Source organism: Streptomyces sp. NPDC088157 (assembly GCF_044741545.1).
Classification (GTDB): domain Bacteria; phylum Actinomycetota; class Actinomycetes; order Streptomycetales; family Streptomycetaceae; genus Streptomyces.
On the sequence record NZ_JBIUSU010000008.1, the window covers coordinates 94,936 to 119,958 of the forward strand.

Sequence of the window (25,023 nt, forward strand, 5' to 3'; positions counted from 1 at the left end):
GGCCCGGCCCCGCCGACCCCCCGGGCGTGCCGCGCCCCGCCCGCCCCCCCCCCCCGGCCCCCCCCGGGGGGGGCCCCCCCCCCCCCCCGCCGCGGGCCCCCCCCCCCCCCGGGGGGGGCGCCCGGCCCTCGTCGTGTCCTGCCTGCGACCGCGCCGGTGTCAGCCGGTCTTCTTGATCAGCGCCAGATACATGGCGTCGGTTCCGTGCAGATGCGGCCACAGCTGGACATCGGGCCCGTCGCCCAGCGCCGGCACTCCCGGCAGCAGCGGCCGCGCGTCGATCAGCTCGGCCTGCGGGTACTGCTTGAGGATGTCGGAGACGACGGCCCGGGTCTCGGCCAGATGCGGCGAGCAGGTGGCGTACCCGACGACGCCCCCGACCCGGACGGACTCCAGCGCGGTCCGCAGCAGCCCGCGCTGGAGCGGCCCGAACCCGTCGAGGTCCTCCGGCCGGCGCCGCCAGCGCGCCTCGGGCCGCCGCCGCAGGGCGCCGAGGCCCGTGCACGGTACGTCCATCAGCACTCGGTCGAACGAGCCGGGCCGCCACGGCGGCCTCGTCCCGTCGGCGGCGATGACCTGGTAGGGCCCGGGGTTACCGGCCAGGGCCTTGGCGACGAGGCCCGCGCGGTGCGGCTGCTTCTCGGAGGCGAGCAGGGCGGCCCCCCGCTCGGCGGCGAGCGCGGCGAGCAGCGCGGCCTTGCCTCCGGGCCCGGCGCACCCGTCCAGCCACTTCGTGTCCGACCCGTCGAGCGGCACGTTGGCCAGGGCGAGCGCCACGAGCTGGCTGCCCTCGTCCTGCACGCCCGCACGCCCGTCCCGTACGGCGCCGATGGCCCCGGGCTCACCGCCCTCGGTGAGCCGCACGGCGTACGGCGACCAGCGCCCGGCGACCGCGGCCTCCTCGCCGAGCAGCTCCTCGGTGGTGGACCGGCCGGGCCGGGCCACGAGCGTCACCTCGGGCCGCTCGTTGTCCGCCGCCAGCAGGTCCTCGATGCCGGCCCGCCCGCCGCCGAGGGAGTCCCACAGCGCGGACACGACCCAGCGCGGGTGCGAGTGCACCACCGCGAGATGGTCCTCGGGGTCGTCGTCGTAGGGCGGAGCGACCTTCTCGATCCACTCGTCGAGATCGTGCGCCGCGACCTTGCGCAGCACGGCGTTGACGAACTTGGCGCGCCCGTCGCCGAGCACGACCCGGGCCAGGTCGACCGTGGCGGACACGGCCGCGTGGGTCGGGATGCGCGTTCCGAGCAGCTGGTGCACGCCGAGACTCAGCACGTCGAGTACCGGCGGGTCGACCTCGCGCAGCGGCCGGTCGACACAGGCGGAGATGACGGCGTCGTACGTCCCCTGCCGGCGCAGGGTCCCGTAGACCAGTTCGGTGGCGAGGGCCGCGTCCCGCCCGTCGAACTTGTCGGGTCCCTCCTTCTCGCGCGCCTTGCGCAGCAGCGGCGGCAGCACGAGGTTGGCGTACGCGTCCCGCTCGTCCACGGCCCGCAGCGCCTCGAAGGCGAGGAGGCGGACGGGGTCCTTCTGGGGCCGCCGGTAGGGCTTGCCCGGCTTGCGGGAACGGTGGGGCTGATCGCTCACGAAAAGGTGCTCCGGATTGCAGGATGGAAGATGCGTCCAGCGTACGTCGGTGGGTACGCCGGGCGAGCCTTGCGAGACGGTCGGTATCCGCCCGCGGGACGGGCGGGGCTTGGGCGACGGGCGTACTGGTTCTGGTTCGCGGAACGGACGGCTTGCGAAGCGTCGCGGACACGCGGACGGTGCGGGCACGCGGACCGCACGTGCTCACGGACCACACAGACTCGCAGACCACGTGGGCTCACGGCCCACGTCGGCACGCAGACCACACGGGCACGCGGACCGCACGACCGTGCGGGCACGCAGACCACACGGGCTCACGGACCACAACGGCTCGCAGACCACGTGGGCTCACGGACCATGCGGCGCTTGTGCAGGAGCGTTACGCCCCGAGGATCTCGCCGTCCCCGATCCGGACGCCCCGCGCCCAGTCGGCGGCCCGCATCGGCTTCTTGCCCTGCGCCTGCACCCACAGCAGCTCGACCGCGTACGAGCCCGTGCCGACGTGCACGCTGTTCTTGCCGACGAGGAGCGTGCCCGGGGCGAGTTCGGTCCGCTCGGGAACCGGCTTGACCTGGATCAGCTTGAGCCGCTCCCCGCGGAAGGTGGTCCAGGCGCCGGGGGCGGGAGTGCACCCCCGCACGACGCGATCGACCCGCAGGGCCGGAGTGGCCCAGTCGACCTGGGCATCCTCGACGGTGATCTTCGGCGCGAGGGTGATGCCCTCGCCCGGCTGCGGCACCGCCTTCAGGGTGCCGTCCTCGATCCCGTCCATGGTCGCGGCGAGCAGCCCGCTGCCGGCGAAGGCCAGCCGGGTGAGCAGGTCACCGCTGGTGTCGGTGGGCCGGATCTCCTCGGTGACCGTCCCGTACACCGGCCCCGAGTCGAGCCCCTCCTCGATGAGGAAGGTGGAGGCGCCGGTGATCTCGTCCCCCGCCATGACGGAGTGCTGCACGGGAGCGGCGCCACGCCAGGCCGGCAGCAGCGAGAAGTGCAGGTTGACCCAGCCACGGGCCGGGATGTCCAGCGCCACCCTGGGCAGCAGCGCGCCGTAGGCCACGACGGGACAGCAGTCGGGCGCGATCTCGCGCAACCGCTCCAGGAACTCCGGGTCCCGGGGCTTGGCGGGCCTCAGCACCTCGATGCCCGCTTCCTCCGCGCGCTGGGCCACGGGCGAGGCGACCAGCCTCCGCCCCCGTCCGGCCGGCGCGTCGGGCCGCGTGACGACGGCGGCCACCTCGTGCCGCCCGGAGGCGATCAGAGCGTCCAGAGCGGGAACGGCGACCTCGGGGGTACCGGCGAAGACGAGCTTCATGAGTGGGCGGGGCCTCTCGGGCGGGACGGACGACGGGCGACGCACAAGTTTATGACGACGGGCAGGAGGGCCGCCGACGACGAGCAGCCCCTCCGGAGCCGCGCATCCCCGCTCCAGGGGGCGTACGCATATGCCCATACGCCCCCACACCGTGACCAGCGGAGCGCACCCGCGTTGGTCAAGAAAGATTGACCACACCTACTTCATCGCCGGTTCGAGAGGCTTGTTCATGGCCGACCATGCAACCCACGACGCCCAGGCCCGGGCCAGCCTGCACTTGCTGGTGCGGGACATCGAGCGCGTCCGCCGGCAGGTGGACGCACTGCGCACCCTCACCGCCCAGCTGGGCAACGTCTACCGCCCCCGCCGCTCCGGCCCGTCCACGGGCTTCGTCGTCTACGGACGTGCCCCCGCCCCCACCGTCCGTCTCGCCCAGGAGCTGCGGGACAGCGTCGAGACCCTCGTCACCGCGGCGGTGGACTTCGACCGTTCGCTCGGCTTCTCGTGGGACGCGGTGGGCTCCGCGCTCGGCGTCACCAAGCAGGCCGTGCACCGCCGCTACGGCGCCCGCCGCGCCGCCGCCCAGGCGGCCGCCACCTCCGCCTCCACCGCGACCGCCGAGGCCGAGCGGCCGACGGAGCCCGCCGCAGCCCGTACGGTCAGCGTGAACACGGGCATCCCGACGGTTCCCACGGTTCCCGCCGCCCGCTCGATGCCGACCCAGCCGACGGCCGGCAGCCCGGCCCTGCGCGACGAGGCGCGGCCGACCGCCTTCCCCGGCCCGCGCAACGGCTGACGCGCCGCACCCCACACCGAGCACCTCTCCGCCCTGCCCTCTCGGCCCTCGCCCGAGAGGGCAGCCGCATTCCCGGCCGCCCCGCACACCGCCACCGGCACCGCCGTGCCCCACACCGCCACCGCCGTGCCCCGGACACGGCACCGCCGCCGGCCTCACGCGCACCAAGGCCTCCGCCTTCCGCGCACCGCCTCCGTCGGCTCCCCTTCGGCCCTCAGCCGATGTCCGGTGGATCGATCCGCACCCGCACCGCCTCCTCGCCGCCCCGGGCCATCCGAGCCGCCTGTGCCGTCTTCAGGGCGGCCGCCAGCGCGGCGCCCCTCCCGGGCGGCACCCGGATGAGTGTCCGCTCCCACTCCTCCCCCGGTGGCGGCGCCCCCGGCCGCCGGGGCCCTCCCACCGGGCCGGCCGGCACCGGAACCGGTCCCAGCAGCTCCGCCTCCCGCGGCAGTTCGACGGCCTCCAGGAACGCGGCCAGGGCCTGCGCCGTCCCCGACACCGCCGCCATCCGCGACACCGGCGGAAAGCCCAGCTCGGCCCGCTCTGCGAGCTCGCGCACCGCGTGCCCCACGGGATCCCAGCGCACCAGGGCCTGCACGGGCCGCAGGGTCGGCTCGGCGACGACGACCACGGTTCCCCCCTCCTGCGACGGCCGTACGAGCGCGGCGGCCGCGATCCAGCGGCGCAACGCGTCCTCGCCGGCCCTCAGATCGGGCCGCCCGAGCATGGCCCAGCCGTCCAGCAGCAGCGCGGCCGCGTACCCGCCCTCGGCGACCGGCTCGGCCCCGGGCGTGGACACGACGAGCGCGGGCGCCCCCGGCACGGTGTCCAGCACCTGCTCCCGCCCCGACGTCCGCACCGGGACGGCGGGAAACGCCCGCCCCAGTTCCTCGGCGGTCCGCCGCGCTCCCACGACCTGCGCCCGCAACCGGAACGAGCCGCACTCCGGGCAGTGCCAGGCACTCTCCTCACGCCCGCACCACCCGCACCACAGCGCGCCCCCGTCCCGCGCCTCCAACGGCCCGGAACAGTGCCGGCACCGGGCGGCGGCCCGGCACCGCGCACAAGCCATCCGCGGCACATAGCCCCGCCGCGGCACCTGCACGAGCACCGGCCCGTGCCGCAGCCCCTCCCGGGCCGCCTGCCAGGCGAGGGTGGGCAGCCGGGCGGCCCGGGCGGCCTCGTCCCGCGCGAGGTCCTGGTCGCCCACGGTGCGCACGAGCGGAGCGCTGCGCCGCACCTGTTCGCGGGCGGCGATCAGCGGTCGCGCCCACCCGCTCTCGACGAGCTGCGCGCCCTCCACGGTGCAGCTCCAACCTCCCAGCAGGAAACCGCACTTGTCCTGCGCGGCCCGCAGCAGCAGCACCTCCCGCGCATGCGGCTGCGGCGCGTGCTGCTCGCCGTGGCTGTCGTCCCCGTCGTCCCAGAGCGCGACCAGACCGAGATCCCGCACCGGCGCGAACATCGCGGCGCGCGTCCCGACGACCGCTCGCACGGACCCCCGCCGCACGGCCAGCCACTCCCGGTACCGCTTCTCGGGCCCGGCGTCCGCGGTCAGCAGCGCATGCCGCCCCTCGCCCAGCAACGCCGTCAACGCCGCGTCGACCCGTGCGGCGGCCCGCCCGTCGGGTACGACGACCAGTGCCCCGCGTCCCGAGGCGAGCGTCGCGGCGACGGCCCGCGCCAGCTCCTCGCTCCATCCGGGTCCGGGCAGCGCGTTCCACACCGCCCGTGGCGCGCCCCCGGACGCCAGCGACTCCAGGAACGCGCCCCCTCGCTCGTACCGCGCCCAGGACCCGGGCTCCGGGGTGTTCGGCGGCGGCAGCGGTACGGGGGAGGGCCGCTGCTCGGCACGCGCGTTGCGCGGCGGCACGGCCAGTTGCAGGACGTCGGCCAGGCTTCCCGCGTACCGGTCGGCCACGGCCCGGGCCAGCCCCAGCAGCTCCTGGCTCAGCACCGGCTCGGGTGACACCACCTGGGCGAGCGCCGCCAACGGGCCGGAGTAGTCCGACGCGGCGAGCCGCTCGACGAGGAACCCGTCGATCAGCCCTCCGCCCTCGCGCCGCCCGTCCCGCACCCGGCCACGCCCGGCCCCGAAGCGCACCCGCACCCGCACCCCGGGCTGCGCGTCGGCGTCCAGCTCGGCCGGCACCGCATAGTCGAAGTACCGGTCGAGATGCAGCACACCCTTGTCGACGAGCACCCGCGCGACCGGCAGCTCCTCGGCCAGCGCGGCCCCCCGCCACGTCCGGGGCTTGGCCCGCGGCGCCTTGGCCCGGCGCACGCTCTCCCGGATCAGCGCGAGCTGCTCCGGCGGCGCGCCCTCCCCGGCCGCGCCCCCGCCCCCCTGCCCGTTCTCGCTGCTCACACCTGCATTCTTACCAAACCCCACTGACAACCGAGGGCGCCCGAAGGCGCCCCGGCGTCACCCTCCCGCGATCAAGCCGGGCGCGGCATGAATCCCGCCGGTTTCACCGCCCGCCCAAGGGGGCGGACTCCACCGAGGCAGCCGCGACCCTCGCACCGGAAGATCACCGCCTGTGCGGCCCCGCGCCGCGAGCCGATTCCGCCGTTCGTCGGCGCCCTTGAGGACGCGCCGAGGCCCGGCCCCCAGGCAGGGGCCGGGCCTCGGCGGATCGCTGAGGGGCCGGAGGCTACAGACCCGCGGCCTTGCGCAGCGCTTCCACGCGGTCCGTGCGCTCCCACGTGAAGTCGGGCAGCTCACGACCGAAGTGGCCGTACGCGGCCGTCTGGGCGTAGATCGGGCGCAGCAGGTCGAGGTCGCGGATGATCGCGGCCGGGCGGAGGTCGAAGACCTCGTCGATGGCCCTCTCGATCTTCTCGACGTCGACCTTGGCGGTGCCGAAGGTCTCCACGAAGAGACCGACCGGCTCGGCCTTGCCGATCGCGTAGGCGACCTGGACCTCGCAGCGGGCCGCCAGACCCGCCGCCACCACGTTCTTCGCCACCCAGCGCATCGCGTACGCGGCCGAGCGGTCGACCTTGGACGGGTCCTTGCCCGAGAAGGCGCCGCCGCCGTGACGGGCGAAGCCGCCGTAGGTGTCGATGATGATCTTGCGACCGGTGAGGCCGGCGTCGCCCATCGGGCCGCCGATCTCGAAGCGGCCGGTCGGGTTGACCAGCAGGCGGTAGTTGTCGGTGTCGATCTTGATGCCCTCGTCCAGGAGCGCCTTCAGCTCCGGCTCCACCACGAACTCGCGGATGTCGGGGGCGAGCAGGGAGTCCAGGTCGATGTCGCTCGCGTGCTGCGAGGAGATGACGACCGTGTCGAGGCGGACGGCCTTGTCACCGTCGTACTCGATGGTGACCTGGGTCTTGCCGTCGGGGCGCAGGTAGGGGATGGTCCCGTTCTTGCGGACGTCCGACAGGCGCTTCGACAGGCGGTGCGCCAGGAAGATGGGCAGCGGCATCAGGGTCGGCGTCTCGTCCGACGCGTAGCCGAACATCAGGCCCTGGTCACCGGCGCCCTGGCGGTCCAGCTCGTCCTCGTCGCCCTCGACCCGGTTCTCGTACGCCGTGTCGACACCCTGGGCGATGTCCGGGGACTGCGCGCCGATGGACACCGAGACACCGCAGGAGGCGCCGTCGAAGCCCTTCTTGGAGGAGTCGTAGCCGATCTCGAGGATCTTGTCGCGCACGAGCTGGGGAATCGGCGCGTAGGCCTTGGTGGTGACCTCACCGGCCACATGCACCAGACCCGTCGTGATCAGGGTCTCGACGGCGACTCGGGAGGCCGGGTCCTCGCGCAGCAGGGCATCGAGAATGGTGTCGCTGATCTGGTCAGCGATCTTGTCGGGGTGACCCTCGGTCACAGACTCCGAGGTGAACAGGCGACGGGACACAACGCTCCCTGGGGTTGCAGCGGCTGCTGGCTGATCATTGGCGGACGCGACAGGAGCTGCGCCCGGCGTCGTCCGAGAACAGTTTATCGGTCGTGCCCCGCCACCGGCCCACCCGTCTCGCCTCTCGGGAGCGCTGTGACCTGCGGCACGGGCATTCTGCCGAATGCCGAGCACCGTTGGCCAGGGGCGCCGCGCCCGAATCGGCCGGGCCCCATGGATGGGCGAGTCGGGTCGAACCGTCAGCTCAGGCGCTGTGCCACCAGGTCCCACACGGTTTCGGCCAGGGCCTCCTTCGGGCCGTGCGGCACGGGCGTTTCGCTGCCGTCGGCGCCCAGCACGACGGCCTCGTTCTCCTCGGAACCGAACGTCTTGCGCTCGCCCACCTCGTTCACCACCAGCAGATCGCAGCCCTTGCGCCGTAGCTTCGACCGGCCGTTCGCGAGGACGTCGTCGGTCTCGGCGGCGAAGCCGACAACCACCTGGTTGGAGCGCGCCCGGTCGGCGGCAATCTCCGCGAGGATGTCCGGATTCCGCACAAGAACGATGGGGTCCGGTTCCCGGCCGTCCTGCTTCTTGATCTTTCCGGCCGCGTACGTCTCCGGCCTGAAATCGGCCACGGCCGCGGCCATGACGACCGCGTCGGCGTCCGCGGCCGCCTTCAGGACCGCCTCGCGCAGCTGCACGGCTGTGCCGACCTGGACGACGTCGACCCCGGCCGGGTCGGGCAGTCCGGTGTTCGCCGCGATCAGCGTGACGCGGGCGCCACGGGCGGCGGCGGTGCGGGCGAGGGCGTAGCCCTGCTTGCCGGAGGAGCGGTTGCCGAGGAAGCGGACCGGGTCGAGGGGCTCGCGGGTGCCGCCGGCGCTGACCACGACGTGCCGGCCGGTGAGGTCGGGTTCACGGACCCCCCTGGCCAGGACGCGGCGGCAGACCTCGAAGATCTCGGCCGGGTCGGGCAGCCGCCCCTTGCCGGTGTCCACGCCGGTGAGGCGGCCGACGGCCGGTTCCACGACGACGGCACCGCGGCGGCGCAGGGTCGCCACGTTCTCCTGGGTGGCCGGGTGCTCCCACATCTCCGTGTGCATCGCGGGGGCGAAGACGACCGGACAGCGGGCCGTGAGGAGCGTGTTGGTGAGGAGGTCGTCGGCGAGGCCGTGGGCGGCCTTGGCGAGCATGTCCGCCGTGGCCGGGGCGACGACCACCAGGTCGGCGTGCTGGCCGATGCGGACGTGCGGGACCTCGTGGACGTCGTCCCAGACCTCGGTGGAGACGGGGTGTCCGGAGAGGGCGGACCAGGTGGCGGCGCCGACGAAGTGCAGCGCGGAGGCGGTGGGGACCACGCGGACGTCGTGGCCCGACTCGGTCAGTCGGCGCAGCAGCTCGCAGGCCTTGTACGCGGCGATGCCACCGCTGACCCCCAGGACGACCTTCGGCTTGTCCACCGTCTCTCCCCGCACCTCGGAAAACGTACGTCGCTGCTCCCGGCGTACGAGTCCATCAGACACCACAGGCCCGGCAGACGTGCTGCCGGGCCTGTGGAAAAACCTACTGCGAGCCGAAAATACTACTGAGCCGGGCCCTCGACGGCCTCGGACGTCAGCAGACCGGCGTTGATCTCCCGGAGGGCGATCGAAAGCGGCTTCTCGTGGACGTGGGTGTCCACGAGCGGACCGACGTACTCGAGGAGGCCCTCGCCGAGCTGCGAGTAGTACGCGTTGATCTGGCGGGCCCGCTTGGCCGCGTAGATGACGAGGCTGTACTTCGAGTCGGTGGCCTCGAGCAGCTCGTCGATCGGCGGGTTGATGATGCCCTCGGGCGCGGAGATGGAAGAGGACACGCTCTACCTTCCGATGGATGGGAAAAGATCGGTCATGATCACAGAATCGCGATCACACAACATCCACCAAGGCTAGCAGCTCGCGCGCCACGTCCTCGACGGAGGTGTTGACCAGGGTCACGTCGAACTCCGGCTCGGCCGCGAGTTCGATCTTCGCCGCCTCCAGGCGGCGCTCGATCACCTCGGGCGGTTCGGTGCCCCGCCCGGTGAGTCTGCGCACCAGCTCCTCCCAGGAGGGAGGAGCCAGGAACACCAACTGCGCCTCGGGCATGGACTCGCGGACCTGCCGGGCGCCCTGGAGATCGATCTCCAGGAGGACCGGCTCGCCCGACTCCAGGCGCTCCAGCACAGCGGCGCGCGGAGTGCCGTAGCGGTTGCCGGCGAACTCGGCCCACTCCAGCAACTCGCCGTTGGCGATCAGTTTGTCCATTTCCTCGTCGGTGACGAAGAAGTAGTGGACTCCGTGCTTCTCACCCGGGCGGGGCTTGCGGGTCGTCGCCGACACCGAGAGCCAGACCTCGGGATGTTGCTTGCGCATATGAGCGACGACCGTGCTCTTGCCGACCCCGGAGGGGCCGGAGAGCACGGTCAGCCGCGGACGTGCGTCCGGGGGTTCGGGGGTCGTCCCCCGGAGTGTTACTGCCATGCAGCGATTATTCCAGCAATCCCGGAGTGCCCGGGACTCCCGTCCCGCAGGAGTCGGGAATCAGGAACCGGTGCTGCCGAACTCACGCTCCAGGGACGCGATCTGGTTGGAACCGAGGCCACGCACGCGGCGGCTCTCGGAGATGCCGAGTCGCTCCATGATCTGCTTGGCGCGGACCTTGCCCACGCCCGGGAGCGACTCCAGGAGGGCGGAGACCTTCATCTTGCCGATGACGTCGTTTTCCTGACCCTGCTTGATGACCTCGTGAAGCGAGGCGCCGGAGTGCTTCAGTCGATTCTTGACCTCGGCCCGCTCCCGGCGAGCCGCGGCGGCCTTTTCGAGCGCGGCTGCGCGCTGTTCGGGGGTAAGGGGCGGAAGAGCCACGCCTACGTCACCTCGGATGTCGAACTGTCGGATACGGACCGGTGAGGAACCTAGTCGGCCCTCACCCGGTGAGCTACGAGCAACACGCTGCCCGTTCACTCTGCGTCGGAGACTAGCGGCCAACTCCGCCAGAGTCAGCGAGAACAGAGGAAAAGTCCTGGTCAGCCTCCGTCAGGCCGGACATTTAAGACATAGTGCCCTGGATTTGAGGATGTATCCAGACTCAAGTCGTCCCCGAGCCGCCCGACCGAGCCCCCGGTCGGGCGGCCGAAGCCCGTCAGGCGGAGGCCACGGCGGTCCGGACCTCTCGCGCGAACCGATCCACGGCGTCACGCAGAGCGACGATGTCGGGACCGTGACGCAACACACCCCGACTCACGTTCGGTACGACATTGCGCACCGCCGACCCGAAAACCCGCGGCAGATCGGCCGGGGTCGCTCCCTGGGCGCCCACGCCGGGCGCGAGGAGCGGACCGTTGATGTCGAGGTCGTAGGTCGAGAGGTCGCCCAGCGTGGCGCCGACGACCGCCCCGAAGGAGCCCAGCGGCGCCTCCCCCACGTTCTCCGCGGCCAGATGCGCCAGCATCGTCGCGCCCACGTTCCGCCCGTCGGCCCGCACCGCGTGCTGCACCTCGCGGCCCTCCGGGTTGGAGGTCAGCGCCAGCACGAACAGCCCGGCGCCGCTCTCGCGCGCCGCCACCACCGCCGGGGACAGGGACCCGTAACCGAGATAGGGCGAGACGGTGAGGGCGTCGGAGAACAGCGGGGCGTCCTTGTGCAGGAAGGACTCGGCGTACGCGGCCATGGTGGAGCCGATGTCACCCCGCTTGGCGTCCATCACGACCAGGGCGCCGGCCGCCCGCGCCTCCTGCACCGACTTCTCCAGGACCGCGATCCCGCGTGAGCCGAACCGCTCGAAGAAGGCGCTCTGCGGCTTCAGCAGGGCGACCCGGTCCGCCGTCGCCTCGACGACCGTGCGGCTGAACCGCTCGAGGCCTGCGACGTCGTCGTTCAGGCCCCACTCGGCGAGCAGGGAGGCGTGCGGGTCGATGCCGACGCAGAGCGGGCCGCGCTCGTCCATGGCCCGGCGCAACCGCGCGCCGAAGGGTTCCAGGGTCATGCCGTCTTCCTCACGTCGGCGCCGACGGCGTCGGCGAGAGTGGCGTAGGGGCTCGTCCGCAGGCGGGCGGCCAGGCCCTTGTGGATCGCACGGCCCCAGAAGGGCCCCTCGTAGACGAAGGCGCTGTATCCCTGGACCAGCGTGGCGCCGGCCAGGATGCGCTGCCAGGCGTCCTCGGCGTCCTCGACGCCGCCGACGCCCACGAGGGTGACGCGGTCGCCCACGCGCGCGTAGAGGCGGCGCAGGACCTCCAGCGAGCGGGCCTTGAGGGGCGCTCCGGACAGTCCGCCGGTCTCCTTCACCAGCGAGGGTTCGGAGGCCAGGCCGAGCCCCTCGCGCGCGATGGTGGTGTTGGTGGCGATGATGCCGTCCAGGCCGAGCTCCACCGCCAGGTCGGCGACCGCGTCGACGTCCTCGTCGGCCAGGTCCGGGGCGATCTTCACCAGCAGCGGGACGCGCCGCGCGGTCACCACGCGGTCGGCGGCCTCGCGGACGGCGCTCAGCAGCGGCCGCAGCGCGTCGGTGGCCTGGAGGTCGCGCAGCCCCGGCGTGTTCGGCGAGGACACGTTGACGACCAGGTAGTCGGCGTACGGGGCGAGCCGCTCGGTCGACTTCACGTAGTCGGCGACGGCCTCCTCCTCAGGTACGACCTTGGTCTTGCCGATGTTGACGCCCACCACCGGCTTGAAGACGGGCGTACGGGAGGCCAGGCGCGCGGCCACGGCCAGCGAGCCCTCGTTGTTGAAGCCCATCCGGTTGATGAGCGCCCGGTCCTTCACGAGGCGGAAGAGCCGCTGCCGGGGATTGCCGGGCTGCGGCTCCCCGGTGACCGTGCCGATCTCGACGTGGTCGAAGCCCAGCATCGACATCCCGTCGATCGCGACCGCGTTCTTGTCGAAGCCCGCGGCGAGCCCGAAGGGGCCGTGCATCCGCAGGCCGAAGGCCTCGGTGCGCAGTTCCCGGTACCGGGGGGCCAGGGCGGCCGCGACGAACGTGCGCAGCACGGGGACACGGACGGCGAGCCGGATCCAGCGGAAGGCCAGGTGGTGGGCGCGCTCGGGGTCCATCCGCCGGAAGACCAGCCGGAAGAATTGCTTGTACATGGTGGTGTCCTCCAAGGAGCCTCGCGCAGAGGTCTCATGAAGAGGGGGACACCGTTTCCGGTGTCCCCCCGAGGGCTGCTAGTCGCGGGCCGCGGTCAGGTGTTCCGCGTGTTCCTGGAGTGAGCGGACGCCCACGTCACCGCGGTTCAGGGCGTCGATGCCCTGCACGGCGGCGGCGAGCGCCTGGACCGTCGTCAGGCAGGGAACGGACCGCGCCACGGCCGCCGTGCGGATCTCGTAGCCGTCGAGGCGGCCGCCGGTGCCGTACGGGGTGTTGACGATGAGGTCGACCTCGCCGTCGTGGATGAGCTGGACGATGGTCTTCTCGCCGTTCGGGCCGGTGCCCTCGGACTGCTTGCGCACGACCCGCGCGTTGAGACCGTTGCGCCGGAGGACCTCGGCCGTTCCCGAGGTGGCGAGCAGCTCGAAGCCGTGGGCGACCAGCTCGCGGGCCGGGAAGATCATCGAGCGCTTGTCGCGGTTGGCGACGGAGATGAACGCGCGGCCCTTGGTGGGCAGCGGGCCGTACGCACCCGCCTGCGACTTGGCGTACGCCGTGCCGAAGACGGAGTCGATGCCCATGACCTCGCCGGTGGAGCGCATCTCCGGGCCGAGGACGGTGTCGACGCCGCGGCCGGAGGTGTCCCGGAAGCGGCTCCACGGCATCACGGCCTCCTTGACGGAGATCGGCGCGTCCAGCGGCAGCTCACCGCCGTCGCCGGTCGCCGGGAGCAGTCCCTCGGCGCGCAGCTCCGCGACAGTGGCGCCCAGGGAGATGCGGGCGGCGGCCTTCGCCAGCGGGACCGCGGTCGCCTTCGAGGTGAAGGGGACCGTCCGGGACGCGCGCGGGTTGGCCTCCAGGACATAGAGGATGTCGCCGGCCATCGCGAACTGGATGTTGATCAGGCCGCGTACGCCGACGCCCTTGGCGATCGCCTCGGTGGAGGCCCGCAGGCGCTTGATGTCGAAGCCGCCCAGGGTGATCGGGGGCAGGGCGCACGCCGAGTCGCCGGAGTGGATGCCGGCCTCCTCGATGTGCTCCATGACGCCGCCGAGATACAGCTCCTCGCCGTCGTAGAGCGCGTCGACGTCGATCTCGATGGCGTCGTCGAGGAAGCGGTCGACGAGGACCGGCCGGGTGGGGCTGATCTCGGTGGACTCGGCGATGTAGGACGACAGCCGGGTCTCGTCGTACACGATCTCCATGCCGCGGCCGCCGAGCACGTACGAGGGCCGCACCAGGACCGGGTAGCCGATCTCGTCCGCGATGGCCTTGGCCTCGGCGAAGGTGGTGGCCGTGCCGTGCTTCGGGGCCGGCAGACCGGCCTCGGCGAGCACGCGTCCGAAGGCGCCCCGGTCCTCGGCCGCGTGGATGGCCTCGGGCGGCGTGCCGACGATCGGCACGCCGTTGTCCTTGAGCGCCTGCGCCAGGCCCAGTGGTGTCTGTCCGCCGAGCTGCACGATCACACCGGCGATCGGTCCTGCCAGCGACTCCGCGTGGACGATCTCCAGCACGTCTTCCAGCGTCAGCGGCTCGAAGTACAGGCGGTCGGAGGTGTCGTAGTCCGTGGAGACGGTCTCCGGGTTGCAGTTGACCATCACCGTCTCGTACCCGGCGTCGGACAGCGCGAAGGAGGCGTGGACGCAGGAGTAGTCGAACTCGATGCCCTGGCCGATGCGGTTCGGGCCGGAGCCCAGGATGATGACGGCCGGCTTCTCGCGTGGCGCGACCTCGTTCTCCTCGTCGTAGGAGGAGTAGAAGTACGGCGTCTTCGCGGCGAACTCGGCGGCGCAGGTGTCGACCGTCTTGTAGACCGGGCGGATGCCGAGCGCGTGCCGGACCTCGCGCACGACGTCCTCGCGCAGCCCGCGGAGCTCGGCGATCTGCTGGTCCGAGAAGCCGTGCCGCTTGGCCTCGGCGAGCAGCTCGACGTCCAGGCGGTCGGCGGCGGCCAGCTCGTCGGCGGTTTCCTTGATGAGGAAGAGCTGGTCGACGAACCAGGGGTCGATCTTCGTGAACTCGAAGACCTCCTCGGGCGTCGCGCCCGCGCGGATGGCCTGCATGACGGTGTTGATACGGCCGTCCGTGGGCCGTACGGCCTCCCGCAGCAGCTCGTCCTTGTCGCCGGGCTCGCCGACGAACGTGAACTGGCTGCCCTTCTTCTCCAGCGAGCGCAGCGCCTTCTGGAAGGCCTCGGTGAAGTTGCGCCCGATGGCCATGGCCTCGCCGACCGACTTCATGGTCGTCGTCAGCGTGGAGTCGGCGCTCGGGAACTTCTCGAAGGCGAAGCGCGGGGCCTTGACCACCACGTAGTCGAGCGTGGGCTCGAAGGAGGCCGGGGTCTCCCGGGTGATGTCGTTGGGAATCTCGTCCAGGGTGTAGCCGACGGCGAGCTTGGCCGCGATCTTGGCGATCGGGAAGCCGGTCGCCTTCGAGGCGAGGGCCGAGGAACGCGACACGCGCGGGTTCATCTCGATGACGATGACGCGGCCGTCCTCGGGGTTCACCGCGAACTGGATGTTGCAGCCACCCGTGTCCACGCCGACCTCGCGGATCACGGCGATGCCGATGTCGCGCAGGATCTGGTACTCGCGGTCGGTCAGCGTCATCGCCGGGGCGACGGTGATCGAGTCGCCGGTGTGCACGCCCATGGGGTCGAAGTTCTCGATGGAGCAGACGACCACGACGTTGTCGTGCTTGTCGCGCATCAGCTCCAGCTCGTACTCCTTCCAGCCGAGGATGGACTCCTCCAGGAGGACCTCGGTGGTCGGCGACAGCGTGAGGCCCTGGCCGGCGATGCGGCGCAGCTCCTCCTCGTCGTGGGCGAAGCCGGAGCCGGCGCCGCCCATGGTGAAGGAGGGCCGGACGACGACCGGGTAGCCCCCGAGCTCGTCGACGCCGGCGATGACCTCGTCCATGGTGTGGCAGATGACCGAGCGGGCCGACTCGCCGTGCCCGATCTTCGCGCGGACGGCTTCCACGACGCCCTTGAACAGGTCGCGGTCCTCGCCCTTGTTGATGGCCTCCACGTTGGCGCCGATCAGCTCGACGCCGTACTTCTCCAGGACGCCGTTCTCGGCGAGCGAGATCGCCGTGTTGAGGGCCGTCTGACCGCCCAGGGTGGGCAGCAGCGCGTCCGGGCGCTCCTTGGCGATGATCTTCTCGACGTACTCGGGAGTGATCGGCTCGACGTAGGTGGCGTCGGCGATCTCCGGGTCGGTCATGATCGTCGCCGGGTTGGAGTTGACCAGGACGACGCGCAGGCCCTCGGCGCGCAGGATGCGGCACGCCTGGGTGCCGGAGTAGTCGAACTCGGCGGCCTGTCCGATGACGATCGGGCCGGAGCCGATGACCAGGACGGACTGGATATCGGTGCGCTTAGGCACGCTGGCCCTCCATCAGGGATACGAAGCGGTCGAACAGGTAGGCGGCGTCGTGCGGGCCCGCTGCCGCTTCGGGGTGGTACTGGACGGAGAAGGCCGGCTGGTCGAGCAGCTGGAGCCCCTCCACGACGTCGTCGTTCAGGCAGACGTGGGAGACCTCGGCGCGGCCGAACTTGGTCTCGCTGACCCGGTCGAGCGGCGCGTCCACGGCGAAGCCGTGGTTGTGCGCGGTGACCTCGACCTTGCCGGTCGTACGGTCCTGGACCGGCTGGTTGATGCCGCGGTGGCCGTACTTCAGCTTGTAGGTGCCGAAGCCGAGGGCGCGGCCGAGGATCTGGTTGCCGAAGCAGATGCCGAAGAGCGGCGTCCTGCGCTCCAGCACCTCGGTCATCAGCGCGACCGGACCTTCGGCGGTGGCCGGGTCGCCCGGGCCGTTGGAGAAGAACACGCCGTCGGGGTTCACGGCGTACAGCTCGGCCGCCGAGGCCGTCGCCGGGAGCACGTGCACCTCGATGCCGCGCTCGGCCATGCGGTGCGGGGTCATGCCCTTGATCCCGAGGTCGACGGCGGCGACGGTGAACCGCTTCTCACCGACCGCCGGGACGACGTAGGCCTCCTTGGTGGCGACCTCCTCGTAGAGGCTCGCGCCCTTCATGTGCGGCTGGGCCTGCACGCGCGCGAGGAGCTCGGTCTCGGAACCGATCGCCTCGCCGGAGAAGATGCCGGCGCGCATCGAGCCGCTCTCGCGGAGGTGGCGGGTGAGCGCGCGGGTGTCGATGCCGGAGATGCCGACGACGTTCTGCTGCACCAGGGCGTCGTCCAGGGAGCGCTTGGAGCGCCAGTTGGAGGGCACGCGCGCGGGGTCGCGCACGACGTAGCCGGAGACCCAGATGCGGCCCGACTCGTCGTCCTCGTCGTTCCAGCCGGTGTTGCCGATCTGCGGGGCGGTCGCGACGACGATCTGGCGGTCGTACGACGGGTCGGTGAGGGTCTCCTGGTAGCCGGTCATGCCGGTGGAGAACACCGCTTCGCCGAAGGTCTCCCCCACGGCCCCGTAGGCACGGCCGCGGAAGATCCGGCCGTCCTCCAGGACGAGTACGGCGGGAACCCTGGTGGTTCCCCTGGTGGAGGTCGTCATCGTGCGCCTTCCGTTTCCGTCGGGTTTTCCGTCTTGTCGATCATGGAGTTGACAGCGTCGACCCACTCGTTGTGCTCGGCCGCGTGGTCCGAGCGGAAACCGGAGTCGAGCAGTCTGTCGCCGTGCGCCCAGGTCACCACCAGCAGTCCGCCCTCGGTGAGGACCTTGCCGGCGATGCCCTTGTCGAGCCGGGCCTCGCGCAGTGCGGCGGCCGGGACGAAGAAGTCGGTCGCGCCGGGGCGTACGACGTCCAGTCCCGCGTCCGTCAGGGTGAGCTCGACCCGGCTGCGGGTGCCCAGGCCGTGCGCCACGATGCGGTCGAGCCACTGCCCGGCGGTGGTGGAGCCGTGGTAGCGGCCGCTCATGCTCAGTCTCGCCGGGCCGCGGTCGTCCGGCGCGGTGAGGAGCTGCGGCAGGTCGCCCTGGAGCGTGCCGCGCCACTTCCAGCCCTCGCGCATCAGCCAGTAGACGAGCGCGACGAACAGACCGAGGCCGACGACCCAGCCGATCCGCGCGGCCCAGTCGGTCACTTCGGCCGATTCCCTCTCGGCCGCGAGCAGTAGTGCAGCAGATGTCACGTGAGCTTCCCGTCGACGAGCGTGGCCTTGCCCCGGAGCCACGTGTGCGTGACACGGCCCGGCAGCTCACGCCCCTCGTACGGAGTGTTCCGGCTGCGCGAGGCGAAGCCCGCGGGGTCCACGGACCCACGGTATTCCGTGTCGACGAGCGTGAGGTTGGCGGGCTCACCTGCCGAGACGGGACGCCCGTGGCCGTTGGCCTGTCCGATCAGGGCGGGCTTGAAGGACATCCGGCTCGCGACCCCGGCCCAGTCCAGCAGGCCCGTCTGCACCATCGTCTCCTGGACCACCGACAGCGCGGTCTCCAGGCCGACCATGCCCATGGCGGCGGCGGCCCACTCGCAGTCCTTGTCCTCGTGCGGGTGCGGGGCGTGGTCGGTGGCGACGATGTCGATGGTGCCGTCGGCGAGCGCCTCGCGCAGGGCGAGCACGTCCCGTTCGGTGCGCAGCGGCGGGTTCACCTTGTAGACCGGGTTGTACGACCGGACCAGCTCGTCCGTGAGGAGCAGGTGGTGCGGGGTGACCTCGGCGGTGACGTCGATGCCGCGGGACTTGGCCCAGCGGACGATCTCGACCGATCCGGCGGTGGAGAGGTGGCAGATGTGGACCCGGGAGCCGACGTGCTCGGCGAGCAGGACGTCCCGGGCGATGATCGACTCCTCGGCCACCGCGGGCCAGCCCCCGAGACCCAGCTCGGCGGAGACGACGCCCTCGTTCATCTGGGCGCCCTCGGTCAGCCGCGGCTCCTGCGCGTGCTGGGCGACGACCCCGCCGAAGGCCTTCACGTACTCCAGGGCCCGGCGCATGATCACGGCGTCGTCGACGCACTTGCCGTCGTCGGAGAAGACGGTGACGCCGGCGGCCGACTCGTGCATGGCGCCGAGTTCCGCGAGCTTCCTGCCCTCCAGGCCGACGGTCACGGCGCCGATGGGCTGCACATCGCAGTAGCCGTGCTCCTGCCCGAGCCGGTACACCTGCTCGACCACGCCGGCGGTGTCCGCCACGGGGAAGGTGTTGGCCATGGCGAAGACGGCCGTGTAGCCGCCGGAAGCGGCCGCGCGCGTGCCCGTCAGCACCGTCTCGGAGTCCTCGCGGCCCGGCTCGCGCAGATGGGTGTGCAGGTCGACCAGGCCCGGCAGCAGCACCTTGCCGGCCGCCTCGACGACCTCGGCCCCCTCGGCGGACAGCCCCGTTCCCACGGCCTCGATGACCGCGCCGTCGATCAGGACGTCCTGCGGCTCACCGCCGAGCACCTTCGCACCACGGATCAGGATCTTGCTCATGTTCTTACTTCTCCTCGGTGGAGCGGGCGTGGCTGACGGCGGGTTCGTTGCCGCCCAGGAGCAGGTAGAGGACGGCCATTCGGATCGACACGCCGTTGGCGACCTGTTCGACGACGGTGCAGCGCTCGGAGTCGGCGACCTCGGCGGTGATCTCCATGCCGCGGACCATCGGGCCGGGGTGCATCACGATGGCGTGCTCGGGCATCCGCGCCATCCGGTCGCCGTCGAGGCCGTAGCGCCGCGAGTACTCGCGCTCGGTCGGGAAGAACGCGGCGTTCATCCGCTCGCGCTGCACGCGCAGCATCATCACCGCGTCGGACTTGGGCAACGTGCTGTCGAGGTCGTACGACACCTCGCACGGCCAGGTCTCGATGCCGACCGGCACCAGGGTGGGCGGGGCGACCAGGGTGACCTCGGCGCCGAGCGTGTGCAGCAGGTCGACGTTGGAGCGGGCCACCCGGCTGTGCAGCACGTCGCCGACGATCGTGATGCGCTTGCCGGCGAGGTCCTGGCCGATCCCGGCGTCCCGGCCGACCAGTCGGCGGCGCATGGTGAAGGCGTCCAGGAGGGCCTGCGTGGGGTGCTGGTGGGTGCCGTCGCCGGCGTTGACGACGACCGCGTCGATCCAGCCGGAGGTGGCCAGGCGGTACGGCGCCCCGGAGGCGCCGTGCCGGATCACGACCGCGTCGACGCCCATGGCCTCCAGCGTCTGCGCGGTGTCCTTCAGGGACTCGCCCTTGGACACCGACGACCCCTTGGCGGAGAAGTTGATGACGTCCGCGGAGAGTCGCTTCTCGGCTGCCTCGAAGGAGATACGCGTGCGCGTGGAGTCCTCGAAGAAGAGGTTGACGATCGTGCGGCCGCGCAGGGTCGGCAGTTTCTTGATGGGCCGGTCGGCGACCCGGGCCATCTCCTCCGCGGTGTCGAGGATCAGGACGGCGTCGTCGCGGGTGAGGTCGGCGGCCGAGATGAGATGACGCTGCATCTGTCAGGCTCCGTAAGGCAGTTCAGGTATGGGGAGAACACGGGCGTGCAGGGGCACGGCTGCGCGACGCACGGCGACGGGGCCGCACGCGCGCGTGCTACTGCTGGGCGGTCTGCTTCACACCGAGCAGCACGGTGTCGCGACCGTCCTCCTCGGCGAGCTGGACCTTGACCGTCTCCCGCAACGACGTGGGGAGGTTCTTGCCGACGTAGTCGGCGCGGATGGGCAGTTCCCGGTGGCCGCGGTCGACGAGGACCGCGAGCTGGACCGCGCGCGGGCGCCCGAGGTCGTTCAGGGCGTCGAGGGCGGCGCGGATGGTGCGGCCGGAGAAGAGCACGTCGTCGACGAGGACGACCAGCTTGCCGTCCAGACCGTCACCGGGGATCTCGGTGCGGGCCAGCGCACGCGGCGGGTGCATGCGCAGGTCGTCGCGGTACATGGTGATGTCGAGGGAGCCGACCGGAATTGCGCGGTCGGTGATCTCCTCGAGCTTGGCGGCGAGCCGCTGGGCGAGGAAGACGCCGCGGGTCGGGATGCCGAGCAGCACCACGTCGTCGGCGCCCTTGGCGCGTTCGACGATCTCGTGGGCGATGCGGGTCAGCACACGCGCGATGTCGGGGCCTTCGAGCACGGGCCGCGCATCGGCCTGCCGAAGATCCTGTGGGATGTCCTGCTGGGTGTCCTGCTTGTCCATAAGAAACGGACCTCCTTCTCCGCCTCACGGGACGGACCTTAAAGGACGTCGGATTTGCGCCATCCACGGTAGCAGGCCGGGAGGACACCCTCGATCACCCCCTTGGCGTAATCGGCCGGCGATACCACGGAAGCGTCGGTGTGGACCATTCGGCTTGACGCAGAAGAATCACGCTGCGTAACCTCACAGTGAGTTACCAGCACGCGGCCCACGCCGCGTCGACCCAGTGCCGGGGAGCTATATGTCCAGCGAATACGCCAAACAGCTCGGGGCCAAGCTCCGGGCGATCCGCACCCAGCAGGGCCTTTCCCTCCACGGTGTCGAGGAGAAGTCCCAGGGACGCTGGAAGGCGGTCGTGGTCGGTTCGTACGAGCGCGGCGACCGCGCCGTGACCGTGCAGCGCCTTGCCGAGCTGGCGGACTTCTACGGCGTTCCGGTGCAGGAACTGCTGCCCGGCACCACTCCGGGCGGCGCCGCCGAGCCGCCGCCGAAGCTGGTCCTCGACCTTGAGCGACTGGCGCACGTGCCGGTCGAGAAGGCGGGCCCCCTTCAGCGATACGCGGCCACCATCCAGTCGCAGCGCGGTGACTACAACGGCAAGGTGCTGTCGATCCGCCAGGACGACCTGCGCACCCTCGCCGTCATCTACGACCAGTCGCCCTCGGTCCTGACCGAGCAGCTGATCAGCTGGGGCGTCCTGGACGCGGACGCGCGTCGTGCGGTGTCGCACGAGGAGGGCTAGCCGCTCCACGGTTGAGCAGAAACGTACCCTCGCAGTGGCCGGGACCCAGCGGTTCCGGCCACTTCTGCTTTGGCGCGAACATGCCGGAGGGCCCACAGCGCGTGCTGTGGGCCCTCCGGCATGTTCGCGCCCCCGGGGGGCGCGGGGAACCTCGCGGCGAGCCACAGGCGGCCCGCAGGCCCCTTACGGCCCGCAGCCCCCCGGCTCTCCCGGCGGAGCTACTCGCGCCGCAGGGACGGCTTGAGCTCCTTGAGCCTGCCGAGCAGGCCGTTGACGAACGAGGGCGACTCGTCCGTGGAGAACTCCTTCGCCAGCTGCACCATCTCGTCGAGGACGACCGCGTCCGGGGTCTCGTCGGCCCAGATCAGCTCGTAGGCGCCGAGACGCAGGATGTTGCGGTCGACGACCGGCATCCGGTCCAGCGTCCAGCCGACCGAGTACTGGGAGAGCAGCTCGTCGATGCGCCGCGCGTGTTCCGCGTAGCCCTCGACGAGCTGCATCGTGTACTCGCTCACCGGCGGCTGCCGGGTGTCGGCCCGGGAAAGCCGGATCCAGTCCGCGAGGACTGTCAGGACGTCGGCTCCGCGCTGGTCGCCCTCGAAGAGGATCTGGAAGGCGCGCTTGCGGGCCGTGTTGCGAGCAGCCACGGTTAGCTGTTCACCCGGCCGAGGTAGTCGCTGGTGCGGGTGTCGACCTTGATCTTCTCACCGGTGGTGATGAAGAGCGGCACCTGGATCTGGTGACCGGTCTCCAGGGTGGCGGGCTTGGTGCCACCGGTGGAGCGGTCGCCCTGGAGGCCCGGCTCGGTCTCCTGGACGACGAGCTCGACGGCGGCCGGCAGCTCGACGAAGAGCACCTCGCCCTCGTGCTGCGCCACGGTGGCCGTGAAGCCCTCGATCAGGAAGTTGGCGGCGTCGCCGACAGCCTTGCGGTCGACCATGAGCTGGTCGTAGGTCTCCATGTCCATGAAGACGAAGTACTCGCCGTCCATGTACGAGAACTGCATGTCGCGCTTGTCGACAGTGGCCGTCTCGACCTTGACGCCGGCGTTGAACGTCTTGTCGACGACCTTGCCGGAAAGCACGTTCTTCAGCTTGGTGCGCACGAAGGCCGGGCCCTTGCCGGGCTTGACGTGCTGGAACTCGACGACGGACCAGAGCTGGCCGCCTTCGAGCTTGAGCACCAGGCCGTTCTTGAGGTCGTTCGTGGAAGCCACGGTTGCGGAATCTCCTGGACTGACGTGGACGACCCCGGGGCACGCACCGAGCGGCGCCTGGGAAGGGCGGGCGTGCCTTCACTTCCCTGGTGTCGCTAGAGGGCGAGCAGCTCCTTGGTCGTAATGGTGAGTAGCTCGGGTCCGCCGTCCGCCTCGGGGCGCACGACGAGCGTGTCATCGATCCGGACACCGCCCCGTCCCGGGAGGTGGACCCCCGGTTCGACGGTGACCGGCACGCAAGCGTCCAGTTTACCCATGGCCGCGGGAGTCAACTGCGGGTCCTCTTCGATTTCCAGTCCGACACCGTGCCCGGTGAGCTCCTGGAGGCCCTCCGAGTGCCCTGCGGAGTCCAGGATCTGGCGGGCCGCGCGGTCCACGTCCCGATAGGCGGCGCCCGGTGCCAGGGCCTCGCGTCCGGCGCGCTGGGCAGCGAAGACGAGGTCGTAGAGCTCGATCTGCCAGTCGGCGGGGGACGTGCCGATCACGAAGGTGCGGCCGATCTCGCAGCGGTAGCCGCGGTAGCTCGCCCCCAGACAGACGGAGAGGAAGTCGCCCTCCTCGACGCGCCGGTCGGTCGGCCGGTGGCCGCGCCGGCCGGAATTCGGGCCGGCGGCGACGGACGTGGTGAACGCGGGTCCGTCGGCACCGTGATCGACCAGGCGCCGCTCCAGTTCGAGAGCCAGGTGCCGTTCCGTACGGCCCACCAGGATGGACTCCAGCAGCTCGCCCAGGGCCTGGTCGGCGATCTCGGCGCCGATCCGCAGACAGGAGATCTCCTCCTCGTCCTTGACCACCCTCAGCTGTTCGACCGCGCCGTCCAGGTCGGCGAGGCGCAGCCGGGGCGCGACGGAGCGCAGTTCGCGGTGGCGGGCGACCGTGAGGTGATGTTCCTCCACCGCGAGGGAGTCTCCACCCTCGCCGACGAGGAGATCGGCGGCGGCGACCGCCGGATCGCCTCCGGGGTGGCGCAGGAAGTGCACGCGCAGGGCCTCGTCCGGCCGGCCCTCGCTCGAGCGGTCGTCGAGCGGGCCCGCGCAGATGAGGAGATCCTCGCGCCTGCCCAGCAGCAGGACCGCGCCGTGCGGGGCGGCGCCGGCGAGGTATCTCACGTTGGCGGGGCGGGAGATCAGCGCGCTGGCGCTGCCGCTGGCGTTGCAGCGTTCTCTCAGCCGTGTGCGGCGGGACGCGTAGACCTCTGACATGACACGAGCGTAGGAGGAGTGGCCGGATCGTGCCGGTTGGGAGGGCGTTCGGGGGAACGGGGTGGGGCAGGAGGATCGTCGCCGATCACGGGCCCGACCGGAGCGGGGCGCCCCCCACGCGGCGAGGCCGCAGGCCGCTACGGACTCGCAGGCCGCTCCAGGCCCGCCCCCTGGGAGGCTCTGGGACGCTCTACCACTTCGGGGGGCTGGCGATCGCCCTCGCCAGCACGTCGTCCAGCACTCTCGCCGTCGTCGGGACGTCCAGTTGGGAGTTGTCGATGATCGGGAGACCGGATCCGTACCAGCCGGCCATGCGGCCGTGGATGCGGGCCACCTCCTCGTCGGTGAGGCGGCGGTTGCCGGAGCGTTCCGCGTTCCGTTCCAGGACGACTTCCAGGCCCGGGAGGAGGACGACGGGCAGCAGGCCCGGGCCCACGTGCCGTTTCCAGCCACCCAGGCCCACGGCCGGGCGGTCGGGGAAGATCGCGTCGTCCAGGATGCACGAGATGCCGTTGGCCAGGAAGTTGCGCGCGGCGAAGCCGCAGGTGCGGCGGGCCAGGCGGTACTGGGCCTCGGAGTGGTCGTTCCACCCCGACTGCGGGTCGGCGAAGCCCGAGCGGACCCATTCGCGTACGTCGTCGAGGCTGACGTGGGCCGTGGGGACGCGGCGGTGGTCGGCCCAGAACTTGGCGACGCTCGTCTTGCCGGCGCCCGCCGGACCGATCAGCAGTACGGCCAGCGTCGTGGCAGCCGGGTCGGGGACGGTCGGGGCGGGCGGCGCGCTGGGCATGGGGACGGGGCCGCCGGGCGGCAGCGGGACGTGCCCGGTGGTGTCGGTGCCCTGCGGGACCGGCGCGTGGCCCGGGACCGGCGCGTGCTGCGGGGCGGGCGGATGCGGCACGGGCGGGACCGGCGGCCGGGGCGCGGGCGGAACCGGGCCCGAGGGGGCGCCGAGGTACCCCGGCTGCTGCTGGGAAGCGCCGCCCGGCTGGTGGGGCGGTGGCAGCGGAGAACCCACTGCGTGCTGCATCCGGTGCCACTCCGTCTCGTACAGGCAATGGGCGCTGGCTGTGGGGGCGCGGACCCCCTCTTCGCTACTGAACGGTACCGCCCCCGGCCGTCGATCGGTGAACGGCCGGGGGCGGTCCGAAGT

The 25,023-nt window shown here is 71.8% G+C and carries 22 protein-coding genes; 2 read left to right on the forward strand and 20 right to left on the reverse strand.

Features of this window, described 5'->3' with window-relative positions:
* Positions 1 to 159 precede the first annotated feature (159 nt).
* Complete coding sequence (locus tag ACIPFH_RS30115; RefSeq protein WP_401831307.1) at positions 160 to 1,587, reverse strand: RsmB/NOP family class I SAM-dependent RNA methyltransferase; 1,428 nt, start codon at positions 1,585 to 1,587, stop codon at positions 160 to 162.
* A 379-nt stretch (positions 1,588 to 1,966) separates the two neighbouring features.
* Positions 1,967 to 2,899 carry a methionyl-tRNA formyltransferase gene (fmt, locus tag ACIPFH_RS30120; RefSeq protein ID WP_401831309.1) on the reverse strand — a complete coding sequence of 311 codons (933 nt, stop codon included), beginning with the start codon at positions 2,897 to 2,899 and terminating at the stop codon, positions 1,967 to 1,969.
* A gap of 229 nt (positions 2,900 to 3,128) precedes the next feature.
* On the opposite strand from fmt, the gene ACIPFH_RS30125 reads away from it, so the two are divergent.
* Complete coding sequence (locus ACIPFH_RS30125; RefSeq protein ID WP_401831311.1) at positions 3,129 to 3,695, forward strand: hypothetical protein; 567 nt, start codon at positions 3,129 to 3,131, stop codon at positions 3,693 to 3,695.
* Positions 3,696 to 3,909: 214 nt separating this feature from the next.
* Here ACIPFH_RS30125 and ACIPFH_RS30130 read toward each other — a convergent pair whose 3' ends face one another.
* From ACIPFH_RS30130 to pyrR, 14 genes are all read right to left on the reverse strand, one after another.
* Positions 3,910 to 6,063, reverse strand: coding sequence for a primosomal protein N' (locus ACIPFH_RS30130; protein WP_401831313.1), 2,154 nt, complete (start codon positions 6,061 to 6,063; stop codon positions 3,910 to 3,912).
* Positions 6,064 to 6,349: 286 nt separating this feature from the next.
* The gene (gene metK / locus ACIPFH_RS30135; RefSeq protein WP_401831316.1) at positions 6,350 to 7,558 is read right to left on the reverse strand and encodes a methionine adenosyltransferase; all 1,209 of its coding nucleotides are present in this window, start codon (positions 7,556 to 7,558) and stop codon (positions 6,350 to 6,352) included.
* Between the two features lie 239 nt (positions 7,559 to 7,797).
* Positions 7,798 to 9,000, reverse strand: a complete 1,203-nt coding sequence (gene coaBC, locus ACIPFH_RS30140; protein ID WP_401831902.1) for a bifunctional phosphopantothenoylcysteine decarboxylase/phosphopantothenate--cysteine ligase CoaBC — start codon at positions 8,998 to 9,000, stop codon at positions 7,798 to 7,800.
* A gap of 122 nt (positions 9,001 to 9,122) precedes the next feature.
* Positions 9,123 to 9,395 carry a DNA-directed RNA polymerase subunit omega gene (gene rpoZ / locus ACIPFH_RS30145; protein ID WP_003988945.1) on the reverse strand — a complete coding sequence of 91 codons (273 nt, stop codon included), beginning with the start codon at positions 9,393 to 9,395 and terminating at the stop codon, positions 9,123 to 9,125.
* 52 nt (positions 9,396 to 9,447) lie between these two features.
* Positions 9,448 to 10,041: a guanylate kinase gene (gene gmk, locus ACIPFH_RS30150; protein ID WP_356260799.1), complete on the reverse strand. Its 594-nt coding sequence runs from the start codon at positions 10,039 to 10,041 to the stop codon at positions 9,448 to 9,450.
* 60 nt (positions 10,042 to 10,101) lie between these two features.
* Positions 10,102 to 10,425 carry an integration host factor gene (locus ACIPFH_RS30155; protein WP_003977346.1) on the reverse strand — a complete coding sequence of 108 codons (324 nt, stop codon included), beginning with the start codon at positions 10,423 to 10,425 and terminating at the stop codon, positions 10,102 to 10,104.
* 277 nt (positions 10,426 to 10,702) lie between these two features.
* The gene (gene pyrF, locus ACIPFH_RS30160; protein ID WP_401831319.1) at positions 10,703 to 11,545 is read right to left on the reverse strand and encodes an orotidine-5'-phosphate decarboxylase; all 843 of its coding nucleotides are present in this window, start codon (positions 11,543 to 11,545) and stop codon (positions 10,703 to 10,705) included.
* Positions 11,542 to 12,648 (reverse strand): quinone-dependent dihydroorotate dehydrogenase, encoded by a 1,107-nt coding sequence (locus ACIPFH_RS30165; protein ID WP_401831321.1) that lies wholly within the window; start codon positions 12,646 to 12,648, stop codon positions 11,542 to 11,544. Before ACIPFH_RS30165 ends, pyrF begins: the two co-directional genes overlap by 4 nt.
* A gap of 78 nt (positions 12,649 to 12,726) precedes the next feature.
* Positions 12,727 to 16,035: a carbamoyl-phosphate synthase large subunit gene (gene carB / locus ACIPFH_RS30170; RefSeq protein WP_401831323.1), complete on the reverse strand. Its 3,309-nt coding sequence runs from the start codon at positions 16,033 to 16,035 to the stop codon at positions 12,727 to 12,729.
* Positions 16,028 to 17,170, reverse strand: coding sequence for a glutamine-hydrolyzing carbamoyl-phosphate synthase small subunit (carA, locus tag ACIPFH_RS30175; protein ID WP_356260809.1), 1,143 nt, complete (start codon positions 17,168 to 17,170; stop codon positions 16,028 to 16,030). The genes carB and carA overlap by 8 nt, the downstream gene beginning before the upstream one ends.
* Positions 17,167 to 17,748: a hypothetical protein gene (locus tag ACIPFH_RS30180; protein WP_401831325.1), complete on the reverse strand. Its 582-nt coding sequence runs from the start codon at positions 17,746 to 17,748 to the stop codon at positions 17,167 to 17,169. The genes carA and ACIPFH_RS30180 overlap by 4 nt, the downstream gene beginning before the upstream one ends.
* Positions 17,745 to 19,031, reverse strand: a complete 1,287-nt coding sequence (locus ACIPFH_RS30185; RefSeq protein ID WP_401831327.1) for a dihydroorotase — start codon at positions 19,029 to 19,031, stop codon at positions 17,745 to 17,747. The genes ACIPFH_RS30180 and ACIPFH_RS30185 overlap by 4 nt, the downstream gene beginning before the upstream one ends.
* Positions 19,032 to 19,035: 4 nt before the next feature.
* A complete protein-coding gene (locus ACIPFH_RS30190; RefSeq protein WP_328483050.1) occupies positions 19,036 to 20,016 on the reverse strand; it encodes an aspartate carbamoyltransferase catalytic subunit in 981 nt (326 codons plus the stop codon).
* 97 nt (positions 20,017 to 20,113) lie between these two features.
* Entirely contained in the window at positions 20,114 to 20,710 is a 597-nt protein-coding gene (gene pyrR, locus ACIPFH_RS30195; protein ID WP_356260818.1) for a bifunctional pyr operon transcriptional regulator/uracil phosphoribosyltransferase PyrR, read from the reverse strand.
* Between the two features lie 241 nt (positions 20,711 to 20,951).
* Between pyrR and bldD the strand changes: the two genes are divergently transcribed.
* Positions 20,952 to 21,452 (forward strand): transcriptional regulator BldD, encoded by a 501-nt coding sequence (gene bldD, locus ACIPFH_RS30200; RefSeq protein ID WP_020128858.1) that lies wholly within the window; start codon positions 20,952 to 20,954, stop codon positions 21,450 to 21,452.
* Between the two features lie 218 nt (positions 21,453 to 21,670).
* On the opposite strand, the gene nusB is transcribed toward bldD, so the two are convergent.
* The 4 genes from nusB to ACIPFH_RS30220 all read right to left on the reverse strand — a co-directional run bounded on the left by nusB (position 21,671) and on the right by ACIPFH_RS30220 (position 24,900).
* Positions 21,671 to 22,099 (reverse strand): transcription antitermination factor NusB, encoded by a 429-nt coding sequence (nusB, locus tag ACIPFH_RS30205; protein ID WP_356255840.1) that lies wholly within the window; start codon positions 22,097 to 22,099, stop codon positions 21,671 to 21,673.
* Positions 22,100 to 22,101: 2 nt separating this feature from the next.
* Entirely contained in the window at positions 22,102 to 22,668 is a 567-nt protein-coding gene (gene efp / locus ACIPFH_RS30210) for an elongation factor P (protein WP_020117452.1), read from the reverse strand.
* A gap of 95 nt (positions 22,669 to 22,763) precedes the next feature.
* Positions 22,764 to 23,870, reverse strand: coding sequence for an aminopeptidase P family protein (locus ACIPFH_RS30215; RefSeq protein ID WP_401831329.1), 1,107 nt, complete (start codon positions 23,868 to 23,870; stop codon positions 22,764 to 22,766).
* A gap of 190 nt (positions 23,871 to 24,060) precedes the next feature.
* Positions 24,061 to 24,900 (reverse strand): Pro-rich N-terminal domain-containing protein, encoded by an 840-nt coding sequence (locus tag ACIPFH_RS30220; RefSeq protein ID WP_401831332.1) that lies wholly within the window; start codon positions 24,898 to 24,900, stop codon positions 24,061 to 24,063.
* Between the last annotated feature and the right edge of the window lie 123 nt (positions 24,901 to 25,023).

Excerpts from the sequence above, each read along its gene's own strand:
- gmk (WP_356260799.1), bottom strand. The coding sequence starts at position 10,041 with ATGGCAGTAACACTCCGGGGGACGACCCCCGAACCCCCGGACGCACGT.
- bldD (WP_020128858.1), top strand. The coding sequence starts at position 20,952 with ATGTCCAGCGAATACGCCAAACAGCTCGGGGCCAAGCTCCGGGCGATC.
- ACIPFH_RS30185 (WP_401831327.1), bottom strand. The coding sequence starts at position 19,031 with ATGAGCAAGATCCTGATCCGTGGTGCGAAGGTGCTCGGCGGTGAGCCG.
- pyrR (WP_356260818.1), bottom strand. The coding sequence starts at position 20,710 with ATGGACAAGCAGGACACCCAGCAGGACATCCCACAGGATCTTCGGCAG.
- pyrF (WP_401831319.1), bottom strand. The coding sequence starts at position 11,545 with ATGACCCTGGAACCCTTCGGCGCGCGGTTGCGCCGGGCCATGGACGAG.
- carA (WP_356260809.1), bottom strand. The coding sequence starts at position 17,170 with ATGACGACCTCCACCAGGGGAACCACCAGGGTTCCCGCCGTACTCGTC.
- ACIPFH_RS30190 (WP_328483050.1), bottom strand. The coding sequence starts at position 20,016 with ATGCAGCGTCATCTCATCTCGGCCGCCGACCTCACCCGCGACGACGCC.
- ACIPFH_RS30215 (WP_401831329.1), bottom strand. The coding sequence starts at position 23,870 with ATGTCAGAGGTCTACGCGTCCCGCCGCACACGGCTGAGAGAACGCTGC.
- fmt (WP_401831309.1), bottom strand. The coding sequence starts at position 2,899 with ATGAAGCTCGTCTTCGCCGGTACCCCCGAGGTCGCCGTTCCCGCTCTG.
- ACIPFH_RS30220 (WP_401831332.1), bottom strand. The coding sequence starts at position 24,900 with ATGCAGCACGCAGTGGGTTCTCCGCTGCCACCGCCCCACCAGCCGGGC.
- ACIPFH_RS30165 (WP_401831321.1), bottom strand. The coding sequence starts at position 12,648 with ATGTACAAGCAATTCTTCCGGCTGGTCTTCCGGCGGATGGACCCCGAG.
- ACIPFH_RS30125 (WP_401831311.1), top strand. The coding sequence starts at position 3,129 with ATGGCCGACCATGCAACCCACGACGCCCAGGCCCGGGCCAGCCTGCAC.